Source organism: Kitasatospora sp. NPDC088861, assembly GCF_044750105.1.
Taxonomy (GTDB): domain Bacteria; phylum Actinomycetota; class Actinomycetes; order Streptomycetales; family Streptomycetaceae; genus Kitasatospora.
In genome coordinates, this window is record NZ_JBIVJF010000009.1 from 103,162 (window position 1) to 117,595 (window position 14,434).

Here is a 14,434-nt window from a genome sequence, read left to right on the forward strand (position 1 = left end):
TCCTCTCGCGGTTTCCCTACTGAGAATGCTGCGCCCGAAATCACGGCGCCTGAAATCACGGTGTCCGCTTTCGAGCCGCCCGCTTTCGAGCCGTTCGCCTCCGCCGTCCGCCGCTTTCCGGAGCGGCCGGCCGTCCGCACCGGCGGCCGGACCGTCAGCTACCGGGAGCTGGACGGCCTGACCGCCGCGCTCGCCGCCCGGCTCGCCCCCGGGGGGACGGTCGCCGTCACCGGCCGCGACCGGCTGGACCACGTGGTCGCGCTGCTGGCGGTCCTGCGGGCCGGGGCCACCTACCTGCCGCTGGACCGGGAGGCCCCGGAGGAGCGCAACCGCTGGATCACCGAGGACGCCGGGGCCTCCCTGGCCCTCGGCGGCGAGGAGCTCACCGAGTTCACCGGGCTCAGCGACGGCGCGGGCGCCGTTGCCGGTGCCGGCGATGGCGGTGCCGGCTACGTCATCTACACCTCCGGCACCACCGGCCGTCCGAAGGGCGTGCACGTCCCGCTCGCCGCGCTGACCGGCCACCTGGCCGCCGCCGTCCGGACCTTCGGCCTGACCGAGCGGGACGTGGTGCTGCAGTTCGCCCGTCCGACGGTGGACGTGGCCGTGGAGCAGGTCCTCGGCGCGCTGTCCGCCGGGGCCTGCCTGGTCCTCCCGGAGCACCGACTCCTCTCCCCGGCCGAACTGCTGGACCTGCTGGACGCCGAGGGCGTCACCGTCGCCAACCTGGCCGCCGGCTACTTCCAGGACGTGGTGGCGGCCCTGGGCGGCAGGGTGCCGCGCACCCTTCGGCTGATGATCTCGGGCAGCGACAAGCTGGAGCCCGCCACCGCCGCCGCCTGGTGGGCCGCGACCGGGGTGCCGCTGCTGAACGCGTACGGACCGACCGAGACGGTGGTCACCGCCACCACCCACCGGCTCGCGGGCGAGCAGCCCGAGGCGGGCGTGCCGATCGGGACCGCGCTCGGCGGGCGGCGGCTCTACGTGCTCGACGAGCGGCTGCGCCCGGTGCCGCCCGGCACGGCCGGCGAACTGTACGTCGGCGGGCCGCTGCTGGCCTCCGGCTACCTCGGCCGCCCGGGCCTGACCGCCGACCGCTTCGTCGCGGACCCGTTCGTGGCCTCGCCCGCGGCCCCGCTCGCGGACCCCGCCGCAGCGCCGAGCGGTACTCCCGGCGCGCGGATGTACCGCACCGGCGACGTGGTGCGCCGCACGACCGAGGACGGCCCGCTGGAGTTCCTCGGCCGCAGCGACCACCAGGTGAAGGTCCGCGGCTTCCGGGTCGAGCCGGGCGAGATCGAGCAGGTGCTGGCCGGGTACCCGGGCGTCACCGGCTGCGTGGTGGTGGCGCGCGAGGGCCGACTGGCCGGGTACCTGACCGGCGCCGCGCCGCGGTACGCCGAGGCGCGGGACTGGCTGGCCGAGCGGCTGCCCGAGCACATGATCCCGGCGACGCTCACGGCGATGGACGCCTTCCCGCTGACCGGCGGCGGCAAGGTGGACCGCCAGGCCCTGCCCGAGCCGCAGGCCGCGCCCGAGGGCCAGCCCGCCGGCCGCCCGCCGCGCACGCCCGCCGAGCAGCTGATCGCGGCGGTCTGGGCGGACGTGCTCGGGGTGCCCGAGGTCGGGGCGGACGACAACTTCTTCCACCTGGGCGGCGATTCGCTGACGGCCGTGCGGGTGGTGGGCCGGGTCTTCGACGTCTTCGGCATGGTGTCCCCGTACACCATCTTCGACGCGCCGACGCTGGCGGAGTTCGCCGCCGCGGTGACCGCCGCCTCCGGCGGTGAGCGCCCGGCGCTGGTCCGCTCGGGCGCCGCCGAGGCCCCGCTGTCCAAGTTCCAGCGCGGCCTCTGGTTCCTCGACCAGTGGAACCCGGACGCGCCGACCTACGTGGTGCCCTGGGTGTTCCGGTTCGCCGGGCCGGTCGACCCCGAGCTGCTGCGGCAGGCGCTGGCCGGGGTGGTGGCGCGGCACGAGAGCCTGCGGACGACCTTCGAGCTCGCCGAGGACGGTCCGCGCCAGGTCGTCCACCCGGCCGTGGAGCTGCCGTTCACGCTCACCGAGACCACCGCCGACCAGGTGGACGACCTGGTGGCCGAGGCCGCGCTGGAGCCCTTCGACCTAGCGGTCGGGCCGCTGGTGCGGGCGCGGGTCTTCCGGGCCGCCGGGGCGACCACGCTGCTGCTGCTCCTCCACCACATCGTCTGGGACGAGGGCTCGCTGCCGGTGCTGGAGGCCGAGCTCCAGGAGCTGTACGCCGCGGCGGCCGAGGGGCGCCCGGCTGAGCTGCCGGAACTCGCCGTCCAGTACGGCGACTACGCGGCCTGGCAGTACCAGGACGACACCGCCGAGCGGCAACTCGATTACTGGCGCGAGCAGTTGGCCGACGTTCCGGACGTCGACGCGCTGGCGCCGGACCACCCCCGCCCCGAGGAGCAGGCCTTCCGCGGCGCGTTCCACCGCTTCGCGATGCCGGATCCGGTGGCCGGGGCCGTGCGGGCGCTCGCCCGCAGCGAGGACGCCACCCCGTTCATGGTGCTGCTCGCCGGGCTGGCGCTCACCCTGCACCGCCGCTCCGGGCAGCGCGACCTGGTGCTCGGCTCGCCGGTGAACGTCCGTGGCCGGGCCGAACTCGACGGCCTGATCGGCTACTTCGTCAACCTGCTGCCGCTGCGCCTGAAGGTCGAGGAGGGCGCCTCCTTCCGCGAGCTGGTCCGGCACGTGCGCGAGGTGTCGATCGGTGGCTACCGGCACCAGGAGGTGCCCTTCGACGACATCGCGAACGCGGTGCTGGAGGAACGCCCCGAGGACCGCAACCCGCTGTGCCAGGTGCTGCTGGAGCTGCACCCGCTGGACACCCGCCCGCTGACCGTCGGCGGGTGCGAGGTCACCCGCGAACTGCACTCCAACCCCGTCTCCCGCTTCGACCTGTCCGTCTCGGTGGACGACCGCGGCACCGGCTTCACCGGCCGCTTCGAGTACGACAGCGACCTCTTCGAGGCCTCCACCATGGCCGGCCTGTGCGAGCAGTGGCTGGGCACCCTGGCCGCCGCCCTGGAGGTGCCGGGGCACGCCCTGTTCGAGGCGCAGGCCGCCCGGGCCCCGCAGGCCACCGCCCTGATCTCCGGTGAACGGACCGTCCCGTACGGCGAGTTGAACGCCGCCGCGAACCGGCTGGCCCGCCACCTGGTGGGCCTCGGCATCGGCCGCGGCGACACCGTCGCCGTACTCGCCGAGCGCGGGCCGGAGATGGTCACCGCGCTGCTGGCCGCACTCAAGACCGGCGCCGCCTACACCCTGCTCGACCCGGACTTCCCGGCCGAGCGGCTGGCCGGCGCGGTCGCCGACACCGGCGCCGCCACGGTGATCACCCACCGCCACGCCACCGTGCCGTTCGCCGTCCGGCGCCAGGTGGACCTGGACGCCGCGGCCGCCGAGCTGGCCCGGTACGCGGCGCACGACCTCGGCGTGCCGGTCGACGGCGCCGATCTCGCCTGCGTGATGTTCACCTCCGGCTCCACCGGCCGCCCCAAGGGCGCGGCCGTCCCGCACCGCGCGCTCACCACCACCTACCTCGGCCAGGACTACGCCCGCTTCGGCCCGGACGAGGTCTGGCTGCAGTGCTCGCCGGTCTCCTGGGACGCCTTCGCGCTGGAGCTCTACGGCGCGCTCTGCTTCGGCGGCGCCTGCGTCCTGCAGCCCGGCCAGCGCCCGGACCCGCAGACCATCGCCGAGCTGACCCGCCGCCACGGCGTCACCGAACTCCAGCTCTCCGCCAGCCTGTTCAACTTCCTGCTGGAGGAGCTCCCGGAGACCTACGACGGCCTCAAACTGGCCATCACGGCCGGCGAGCGGGCCTCCGTCACCCACGTGGCCAAGGCCCTGGAGAACCACCCGGGCCTGGTGGTCGCCAACGGCTACGGCCCGGTCGAGAGCCTCGGCCTGACCACCTGCCACCAGGTCGGCCCGGAGGACGTCACCGGCAGCTCCGTCCCGATCGGCGTCGCGCTGAACGGCAAGGGCGTCCTCGTCCTGGACGAGCAGCTGCGCCCCGTCGAGCCCGGCGTGATCGGCGAGTTGTACGCCTCCGGCGGCGGTCTCGCCTACGGCTACCTCGGTCGGCCCGGCCTCACCGCCGAACGCTTCGTCGCCTCCCCGTTCGGTGCCCCCGGCGAGCGCCTCTACCGCACCGGAGACCTCGGCTACGTCAACGCCGGGGGCCTGCTGGAGGTCACCGGCCGGATCGACGACCAGGTCAAGATCCGCGGGTTCCGGGTCGAGCCCGGCGAGATCGAGGACGCGCTCACCCGGCACCCCGCCGTCCAGGAGGCCGCCGTCACCGTCCACGAACCCGCCCCGGGCGACCACCGCCTGGCCGCCTACGTCACCGTCGGGGCGGACGCGCCGGACCCGGAGGTGCTCCTCGACCACCTGGCCGGCCTGCTGCCCGAGCACATGGTGCCCGCCACCCTGGACGTCCTGGACGCCCTGCCGCTCAACCACAACGGCAAGGTCGACCGGAAGGCACTGCCCGCCCCCGCCGGGCGCCGGGCCGCCGCCCGCGACCCGCTGACCGAAGCCGAACGGCTGGTCGCCGAGGCCATGTGCGAGGTCCTCGACCTCACCGAGGTCGGCCGGGAGGACAACTTCTTCCGGATCGGCGGCAACTCGCTGGCCGCCGTCCGGGTCGCGATGCGGCTGTCCCGGGAGACCGGCACCCGCGTCCCCCCGCAACTGGTGTTCCGGGCCAGGACCGTGAGCGCCATCGCCGAACGGCTGGCCGCCCGATGACGGGCCGCACCGCACACGAAGGGAACGAGGCCGTGAGCCCGTCCGACCACCCGGCGCGCACCGCGCCCGCCTCGGGGCTGCAACGCGGCCTCTGGTTCCTCGACCGCCTCGATCCGCGGCAGGTCACCTACTGCACGCCCTGGACGGTCGACGTCACCGGCCCGCTCGACCTCCCGCTGCTCCAGCGCGCGCTGGACGCCCTGGTGGCCCGGCACGAGGTGCTGCGCACCACCTTCGCGCTGCACCCCGACGGCCCGCGCCAGCACGTCCACCACACCCTCGCCGTACCGCTCGCGGTGACCGACCTGCGCCCGCAGGGCGGCCCCGAGCAGGCCGGACGCCTGGAGGAACTGCTCACCGCCCGCTGCGCCGAACCCTTCGACCTGGCCGCCGGGCCGCTGCTGCGCGCCGAGGCCTTCCACCTGGCGGACGAGCGCACCACGCTGCTGTTCACCGTCCACCACATCGTCTGGGACGGCTGGTCCGCCGAGGTCTTCGAGCGCGAACTCGCCGACCTGTACGGCGCCGCGGTGCAGGGCCGGGCCGCCGACCTGCCGGAACTGACCGTGCAGTACGCCGACTACGCGGTGGAGGAGCTCGACACCTCCTTCGAGGAGCACCTGACCTACTGGAAGGAGCAGCTGCACGGCGCACCCGCCCTGCTGGAGCTGCCCACCGACCGGCCCCGTCCCGCCGAGCGGGGCGCGGCGGGACGGACCGAGGAGTTCGGGCTGGCCCCCGGCACGGCGGCGAAGGTGCGCGCCCTGGCCGAGGCGGAGGGCGTCACCCCCTTCACCGTCCAACTGGCCGCCTTCGCCCTGCTGCTGAACCGCTGGACCGGCGCCGACGACCTGGTGATCGGCACCCCCGTCACCACCCGCAACCGGCCCGAACTGGAGCACCTGCTCGGCTACTTCGTCAACCTGCTGCCGCTGCGCCTGCGGCTCGCGCCCGGGCTGAGCTTCCGCGCCCTGCTGGAGCACGTCCAGGACGTCGCCTTCGAGGCCTACGGCTACCTCGACGTGCCCTTCGACCAGCTGGTCGACCAGCTCGGCACCGCCCGCACCGCGCAGCACCCGCCGCTGGTCCAGGTGGTGTTCGGCGCCCACGGCGAGGACCGCACCCCGCTCGTGCTCGGCCGGGCCACCGCCGAGAGCCGGGTGCGTTCCAACGGCACCAGCAAGTTCGACCTCACCTGGTCCGTCTTCGACAGCAGCGGGACCGGCAGCGGGACGGGCGGCGACCCCGGCGACCCCGGCGGCGAACTGCGCGGCGAGGCCGAGTACCGCAGCGAGCTGTTCGACACCGGGACGGTGCGCCGGCTGGCCGCCGACTTCGGCGCCCTGCTCACCGCGGCCCTGGACGACCCCGACGCCACCGTGCTGCGGCTGACCGGCCGCACCGCCGGGGCCGAGGCCGTCCGGGCCACCGACACCCCCGGCCACTGCCTGCACCGGCTGTTCGAGCAGGCCGCCGACGCCCACCCCGACCGGCCCGCCGTCAGCGACTCCGGCCACACCCTGAGCTACGCCGAACTCGACCGCCGGGCCAACCGCCTGGCCCACGCCCTGCGCGCCCGCGGGGCCGGCCCCGGCGACCGCGTCGGCATGCTGCTGGACCGCACGGCCGACGTCCTGGTCACCGTCCTCGGCGTGCTCAAGACCGGCGCCGCGTACGTGCCCGTCGACCTCGCCGCCCCCGCCGACCGCGCCGCGCTCGTCTTCGCCGACGCCGACGTCACCCTCGTCGTCACCGACCGCCCGGACCGGGCCCCCGAAGGCCCCTGGCAGGCCTACGACCTGACCGCCGAGGCGGCCGACCTGGCCGCCCGGCCGGATCACCGCCCGCCGGCCGCCGGGCGCCCCGGCGACGTCGCCTACATCATCTTCACCTCCGGCTCCACCGGCCGCCCCAAGGGCGTCGCCGTCGCCCACGAGCACGTCAGCCGGCTCATGGCGGACGGCGCGGAGCACTTCGGCTTCGGCCCGGAGGAGACCTGGACGCTCTTCCACAGCTACGCCTTCGACTGGACGGTCTGGGAGATGTGGGGCGCCCTGCTGCACGGTGCCCGCCTGGTCGTCGTCCCCTACGTCACCAGCCGCTCGCCGGAGGAGTTCGCCGAACTGCTGGAGCAGGAACGGGTCTCCTTCCTCTGCCTCACCCCCTCGGCGCTGCGCCAGCTGGAGCCCGTGCTGCGGCGCGGCCCGCGCGACCTGTCCGCGCTGAAGTGGATCATGCTCGGCGGGGAGGCGCTGGACCCGGGCGTCGTCCAGCGCTGGTTCGAACTCGACCCGCCGCCCCCGGCCCGGCTCTGCAACCTGTACGGCATCACCGAGACCACCGTCCACGTCACCACCCACGACCTGGCCGGCAGCGCCGGCTTCGAGCGCAGCCTGATCGGCGCGCCCATGCCGCACCTCACCGCCCAGGTCCTGGACGACTGGCTGCGTCCGGTGCCACCCGGCGCGGCCGGCGAGCTGTACATCGGCGGCGGCAGCCTCGCCCACGGCTACTGGGGCCGCCCCGGCCTCACCGCGGGCCGTTTCGTCGCCGACCCCTACGGCCCGCCCGGGGCGCGGCTCTACCGCACCGGCGACGTCGCCCGGCGCCTGCCCGGCGGCGGCCTGGAGTACATCGGACGCGCCGACTTCCAGGTCAAGCTGCGCGGCTTCCGGATCGAGCTCGGCGAGATCGAGAACGCGCTCGCCGCCCACCCGGACGTCGACGCCTGCGTCGTCACCGTGCACGACGACCGGCTCGCCGCGTACGTCACCGGGCGCGAGCCCGCCGACGTCCGCGCCTTCCTCGGCCGCTCGCTGCCCCCGTACATGGTCCCGGCCAGCTTCACCGTCCTGGAGTCGCTGCCGCTCACCGTCAACGGCAAGGTGGACCGCGCCGCGCTGCCCGCCCCCGGCCAGCGCAGCACGGCCACCGGAGGCCGCCACGTCGAGCCGCGCACCCCGGAGGAGGAGGCCTTCGCCGCCGTCTGGACGGAGGTCCTCGGGGTGGACGGCATCGGCGTCCACGACGACTTCTTCCACCTCGGCGGCGACTCCATCCGGGCCGTCCAGCTCGCCGGCGCGCTGCACGAGCGCGGCTGGGGGGTGAGCCTGCGGGACGTCTTCAACGCCCCCACGGTCGCCGCCCTGCTGCCGCTGGCCGAGCCCGTCGCCGAAGGCCCGGCCGACCACGAGCCCTTCTCCCTGATCACCCCGGAGGACCGCGACGACCTGCCGCCCGGCCTGGCCGACGCCTACCCGATGGTCTCCATGCAGCTCTCCATGGTCTTCCACATGGAGATCGCCGGCGGCACCGACAGCTACCACAACGTCAACTCCTACCGGATCTCGGGCGACCTCGACGAACAGGCCTTCCGCCGCTCGGTCGCCGAGGCCATGGAGCGCCACGCGGTGCTGCGCACCGGCCTCGACCTGTCCGGCTACGGCGAACCGCTCCAGCTCGTGTACGGGCGGCTGCCCGCGCCCGTCGAGTTCACCGACCTGCGCGGCGAGCCCGACCAGGACACGGCGGTCCGCGAGGTGTTCGACACCCACCGGTGGACGCCCTTCGACCTCACCGCCCCGCCGCTGTTCCGGATCACCGTGCAGCGCCTGGCCGAGGACGCCTTCCAGCTCACCATCTCCGAGCACCACGCCATCCTCGACGGCTGGAGCTTCACCTCGCTGTTCACCGAGATCCTGGAGCGCCACACGGCCCTGGCCGCCGACCCGCTCGGCGCCCCCACCCCGTCGCCGCGCACCGCCTTCCGCGACTTCGTGGCCGTCGAACGGCAGGCCGCCGGGGACGAGCGCTCGCTCGCGTACTGGCGCGACCGGCTGTCCGGCGTCAGCGGCCAGTCCTTCCCCGGCAGCGAGGACGTGCACGAGGCGCCGCGCACCGTCGAGCGGGTGCTGCCCGAGGCGCCCGAGCAGCTGCGGCAGGTCGCCGACGCCCTGGCCGTGCCCCTCAAGTCGGTCGCGCTCGCGGCCCACCTGCACGCCCTCGCCGCCGTCACCGGGCGACGGCGCGTCACCACCGGCCTCGCCGTGAACGGCCGGCTGGAACGGCTCGGCGGCACCGAGGTGTACGGGCTGTTCCTCAACACCGTCCCGCTGAGCTGCGAGCCCACCGACGACCTGCTCGCCCTGGTGCGCGAGGTGCACCGGGAGGAACTGGACATGATGCCGCACCGCCGGGTGCCCTTCGCCCGGCTCGCCCGGCTGATGACCGACACCGCGCTGGACAGCCAGTTCGGCTACCTGCGCTTCCACGCCCTGGGCCGGCTCAGCTCCGCCCGCATCGTGGACGGCCGGATCGGCTGCGAGCCGACCCTGCGCCACGAGCCCAACAGCTTCGCGTTCGGCGCCTCGCTGATCCAGGACCCGGTTTCGCAGCGCGTGCTGCTCGCCGTGGACCACCAGCGCTCCCTGGTCACCGACACCACCGCCGAGCAGTTCATCGACACCTACACGGCAGCCCTGCACGCCATGGCCGCCTCCGTCCGAGAGTCCTGAGGAACCGTCATGACCGACCTCCTGCACCGCCTGCGCGATGCCGTCGCCGCCCACCCCGAGCGCACCGCCGTCCTCGCCGGAGCGGCCCGCCTGGACTTCGCCGAACTCGACCTGCGCACCGCCGCGCTGGCCCGCGCCCTGCGCGCCCACGGCGTCGGCCGCGGCGACCGGGTCGGCGTCCACCTCGCCCGCACCGCCGACCTGCCGGTCGCCCTGCTCGCCGTCTGGCGGGCCGGCGCCGCCTACGTCCCGCTCGACCCGGCCTACCCCGCCGAGCGGCTGGCCTTCATGGCCGCCGACGCGCGGCTCGCGGCCCTGATCAGTACGGACGGCCTCCCGGCGGCCCAGGGCGTGCCGGTCCTGCGCCCGGACGCCGCCGCCGACGGGCCTGATCTGCCGGAGGCGGCCGACCCGCTCGACCCCGCCTACGTCATCTACACCTCCGGCTCCACCGGGCTCCCCAAGGGCGTCGAGGTGCCGCGCGGCGCCGTCGCCGCCCTGGTGGAGGCACTGGAGGCCGCCGGCGCCTACCGCGCCGAGCCCGGGGTGGTCGGCTGGAACGCCAGCGTCTCCTTCGACGCCTCCGTCCAGCAGTGGGCCCGGATCTGCCGCGGCGACACCGTCCTGGTCATCGGCGACGAGCACCGCGCCGACCCGGCCCGGGTGGCCGCCCTGCTGGCCGAGCACGCCGTCACCGACCTCGACCTGACCCCCTCGCACTGGGAGCTGCTGCGCGAGCCGCTCACCGGCGCCCGGGTGCCGCGGCTGTTCATGGGCGGCGAGCCCGTCCCCGAGCACACCTGGCGGGAGCTCGCCGACGGCGGCATCGACGCGCTCAACCTGTACGGGCCCACCGAGTGCACCGTCGACGCCGTCACCGCGCCGATCAGCGGCCCCGGTCCGCACCTGGGCGAGCCGCTGCCCGGCGTGCGCCTCCACCTGCTGGACGAGAAGCTCGCCCCGGTCGCCGCCGGCGTCGTCGGCGAGCTGTACCTCGCCGGGCCCGGGCTCGCCCACGGCTACCCGGGCCGCCCCGGGCTGACCGCCGGACGCTTCGTCGCCGACCCGACCGCCCCCGGCGAGAGGATGTACCGCACCGGCGACCAGGCCCGGCGCGGCGAGGGCGGCCGGCTGGAGTACGTCGGCCGGGTCGACCGCCAGGTCAAGCTGCGCGGCTACCGGATCGAGCTCGGCGAGGTCGAGCACGCGCTGGCCCGGCTGGACGGCGTCCAGGCCGCCGCCGTCACCGTCCACGAGCCCGCCCCCGGCGACCGCCGGCTCGTCGGCTACGTCACCGGCGCCGCCACCGCCGCCGAACTGACCGAGCGCCTGCGGGCCACCCTGCCCGCGCACCTGGTGCCCTCGGCGATCACAGTGCTGGACGCCATGCCGCTCACCCCGAACGGCAAGGTCGACCACGCGGCCCTGCCCGCCCCCGCGGCGCAGCCCGCCCCCGCGGCCGAGGAGGCGCCCGCCGAGGGCCCCGGCGGGCTGGCGGAGCAGGTCGCCGAGGTCTGGCGCACCGTGCTCGGCCTGACCGGCGTCACGCCCACCGACGACTTCTTCTCGCTCGGCGGCCACTCGCTCGCCGCGCTGCGCGTCGTCCACCTGCTGCGCCGCCGGCTGGGCATCGAGCTCCAGCTGCGCCACCTGCTGGACTCGGCCGACCTGGCCGCCTTCACCGCCACCGTCGGGAAGGCCGTCGAGGCCGGCACCGCCGCCCCCCGGCCCGCCCTGACCGCCCGCGCCCGGGTCAGCGGCGCATGACCACCGCCACGCGGGTGCGCCCCCGCGTCGAGGGGGACTGGCTGCTCGTCCCCGCGCCCCAACCGCACCGCCCGTTCCGGCTGTTCTGCTTCCCGCACGCCGGGGGCGACGCCACCGCCTACACCCCGCTCGCCCGCGCCCTCGCCCCGACCGCCGAGGTCTGGGCGGTGCGCCCGCCCGCCCGCGGCGGTCGCCTCGGCCACCCGATGCCCGCGAGCTTCGACCTGCTGGTCGACGCCGTCGTGGACGCCCTCACCCCGCACCTGACGGGCCGGTTCGGCTTCTACGGGCAGAGCTTCGGCGCCCTGCTCGGCTACGAGGTCGCCCGGGCGCTGCCCGCCGAGCGGCGGCCCGAACTGGTGGTCGCCGCCTCCGCCTCGCCGCCTGCCACCTGGGCCGGCCGGGACCGCCCGCAGCACACCGCAGACGACCTGCTTCGCCTGGCCGGCATGGGTGAACTCATCGAGGGCGACTCGGAGTTGAAGGAGCACGCGCTTCAGGGTATCCGTACCGACCTGGCCGTGGTCGCCACCTACCGCCCCCGCCCGCACCCGCCGATCGGCTCCGACCTGCACACCGTCGCCGGCGCCGACGACCCGATGCTCGGCTCCGCCGGACTCCAGGGCTGGGCCGTCCACACCCGTGGTGCCAGCGGCCACCACATCGTCCCCGGCGGCCACCTGCTCGCCACCGTCGACGGGCCCGGCCCGGTCGACCTGCTGACCTCCCTCATCGAGCGACCGGGCCCGGGCCACCGGGCCGGCGCCGCCGCCGACCAGTCCACGACGGAGTAGCCATGCTGACCACCACCGCGGTCGACCTCACCGACCCGGGCCTGTGGGCCCGCCCCGACACCCCCGCCCTGGTCGCGGAACTGCGCCGGGAGGCCTCCGTCCACCGCACCGACACCGTCGACGACGGGCCGATCTGGTCGGTGCTCTCCTACCGGCACTCCGCGGAGGTGCTGCGCAACGCCACGCTCTACAGCTCCGAGCAGGGCTCGCTGCTCGGCGCCGGCGAGGGCAACGTCCCGGTCGGCTCCGGCCGGATGATGGCCCTCACCGACCCGCCCCGGCACCGCGAACTCCGCGCGCCCGCCAACCCGTTCTTCGCCCCCGGCCCGGTGCGCGGAGCGTCCCGCGGAATCACCGAACTCGCCGCCTCGATCGTCGACCGGGCGGTCGAGCTGGGCGAGGTCGACCTCGTCGACGCCGTCTCCGCCCTGCCGCTGTCCGTCATGTGCGACCTCCTGGACGTCCCCGAGAAGGACCGCGAGATGGTCGAGCGGGTCTGTGACGTCGCCTTCCTCGGCCGCACCCCCGAGGAGCGCCGGGCCGGCCACCAGCAGCTCATCCCCTACCTGTTGCACCAGGTGATGCTGCGCCGCACCGACCCGCGCGACGACCTGATCAGCAAGATGGCCACCTACCGGGTCGGCGGCAAGCTGCTGCCGATCGAGGACGTCGTCCTCAACCTGGACAACATCGTGGTCGGCGGCGTCCAGACCGTCCGTCACACCGCGGCCATGGGCCTGCACACCCTCGTCCAGCACCCGGAACTGTGGCGGCAGTTGCAGCGGGGTGAGGTCGGCATGGACTCGGCGCTGGACGAACTCCTGCGCTGGACGTCCGTCGGGCTGCACACCCTGCGCACCGCGAGCCGGGACACCGAGCTCGACGGCCGCACCATCCGGCGCGGCGACCGGGTCGCGGTCTGGGTGTGGTCCGCCAACCGGGACCCGGAGGCCTTCGACCGGCCCGAGGAGATCCTGCTCGACCGCGCCCCCAACAAGCACCTCGCCCTCGGCCTCGGCGCCCACTACTGCATCGGCGCGCCGCTGGCCAAGGCCGAACTCGGCGCCCTGTTCGCGGCGATGCTGGAGCGCGTCGCCGTGATCGAACCGACCGGGCCGGTCGTCCACAACCGCTCGATCATCAACTTCGGCCTGGACCACTTCCCGGTGCGCCTCACCCCGCGCTGAACCGGGCCGCCGCGGACCGCCGACGGGCGCCCGAGCCGAACTGCCGCGTTCCTGCCGCGACTCCTGCCGTTGCGCCCCCCGGCCCGCCCCTACCTTCGAAGCAACCCAAGGAGGACACCATGAGCAACCCGTTCGAGGACGACAACGCCGGCTACCTGGTGCTGGTCAACGACGAGAACCAGCACTCGCTGTGGCCGGTCTGGATCGACGTGCCGGCCGGCTGGACCACCGTCCACGGCGAGGACACCCGCCAGGGCTGCCTCGACCACATCGAGGCCAACTGGACCGACATCCGGCCCGCCAGCCTGACCGCCTCCCTCGCCCGGCAGTGAGCGCGACCATGCTGACCTGGGAACTGAACCCCGGCCGTCCGGCCCTCGCGCACGCCCCGCGCACCGCCGACATCGGCGAGGCCCGCGCATGGCTGCGCGAGAACGAGGCCGAGCTCACCGAAGCCCTGCACCGGCACGGCACGATCTTCCTGCGCGGCCTGCCGGTCGCGAGCACCGAGGACGTCGCCGCCGTGCGCGACGTCCTCATCCCCGAGCGCACCCCCTACCGGGAGAAGGCCACCCCGCGCAGCGACTACGGCAACGGCGTCTTCTCCTCCACCGACCTGCCGTCGCCCCAGCCGATCCGGATGCACAACGAGAACAGCTACACCCTCACCTTCCCGGGCCGGCTGCTCTTCGCCTGCCTGACCGCCCCCGAGGAGGGCGGCGCCACCCCGACCGCCGACTGCCGCCAGGTGCTCGACCACCTGCCCGCGCACCTGGTCGAGCGGATGCGGACGTCCGGCTGGACGCTCACCCGCAACTACTCGGACTACGTCTCCCTGGGCTGGCGCACCGCCTTCGCCACCGAGGACCGGGCCGAGGTCGAGGCCTACTGCCGGGAGAACGGCATCACCTGGGAGTGGCTGCCGGACGGCAACCTGCGCACCGGCCAGCTGCGCCCCGGCACCATCCACCACCCGGCGACCGGCGAGGAGGTCTGGTTCAACCACCTCGCCTTCTGGAGCGAGTGGTCGCTCGACCCGGACATCCGCGAGGCGATGACCGACGAGTTCGGCCCGGACGGCTTCCCGTTCAACACCGGCTTCGGGGACGGCGAACCCCTGGAGCGCGCCGACGTCGACGCCCTCAACGAGGCGTACCACGCCGCGACCGTGCGCGAGCGCTGGCAGGTCGGCGACGTGATGCTGGTCGACAACGTGCTGTGCGCGCACGGCCGGGACCCGTACCGCGGCGACCGCAGGATCGCCGTCGCGATGGGGCAGCCCCTCGACGTCCTGGACTGCCGGCCCAGCGTCCGGCCCACCCTGGCCGTCGCCTGACCGTCCCAGACCACCCCGTGCCGTGACGTGAGTAGAGGAAGC

Annotated in this window: 7 protein-coding genes; all 7 read left to right on the forward strand. The window is 75.0% G+C overall.

From position 1 onward, the window contains the following. The first annotated feature begins 60 nt into the window (after positions 1-60). The 7 genes from ACIP37_RS18060 to ACIP37_RS18090 all read left to right on the forward strand — a co-directional run bounded on the left by ACIP37_RS18060 (position 61) and on the right by ACIP37_RS18090 (position 14,392). The gene (locus ACIP37_RS18060; protein ID WP_400807748.1) at positions 61-4,794 is read left to right on the forward strand and encodes an amino acid adenylation domain-containing protein; all 4,734 of its coding nucleotides are present in this window, start codon (positions 61-63) and stop codon (positions 4,792-4,794) included. 32 nt (positions 4,795-4,826) lie between these two features. Continuing rightward, entirely contained in the window at positions 4,827-9,308 is a 4,482-nt protein-coding gene (locus ACIP37_RS18065) for an amino acid adenylation domain-containing protein (RefSeq protein WP_400807750.1), read from the forward strand. A gap of 9 nt (positions 9,309-9,317) precedes the next feature. Further along, positions 9,318-11,075 carry a non-ribosomal peptide synthetase gene (locus ACIP37_RS18070; RefSeq protein ID WP_400807752.1) on the forward strand — a complete coding sequence of 586 codons (1,758 nt, stop codon included), beginning with the start codon at positions 9,318-9,320 and terminating at the stop codon, positions 11,073-11,075. After that, positions 11,072-11,869, forward strand: coding sequence for a thioesterase domain-containing protein (locus ACIP37_RS18075; RefSeq protein ID WP_363586025.1), 798 nt, complete (start codon positions 11,072-11,074; stop codon positions 11,867-11,869). The genes ACIP37_RS18070 and ACIP37_RS18075 overlap by 4 nt, the downstream gene beginning before the upstream one ends. A 2-nt stretch (positions 11,870-11,871) precedes the next feature. After that, positions 11,872-13,056, forward strand: a complete 1,185-nt coding sequence (locus tag ACIP37_RS18080; RefSeq protein WP_363586026.1) for a cytochrome P450 — start codon at positions 11,872-11,874, stop codon at positions 13,054-13,056. 119 nt (positions 13,057-13,175) lie between these two features. Next, positions 13,176-13,388: an MbtH family protein gene (locus tag ACIP37_RS18085; RefSeq protein ID WP_063350320.1), complete on the forward strand. Its 213-nt coding sequence runs from the start codon at positions 13,176-13,178 to the stop codon at positions 13,386-13,388. A gap of 8 nt (positions 13,389-13,396) precedes the next feature. Next, positions 13,397-14,392: a TauD/TfdA family dioxygenase gene (locus ACIP37_RS18090; protein ID WP_363586027.1), complete on the forward strand. Its 996-nt coding sequence runs from the start codon at positions 13,397-13,399 to the stop codon at positions 14,390-14,392. The last annotated feature ends 42 nt before the right edge of the window (positions 14,393-14,434 follow it).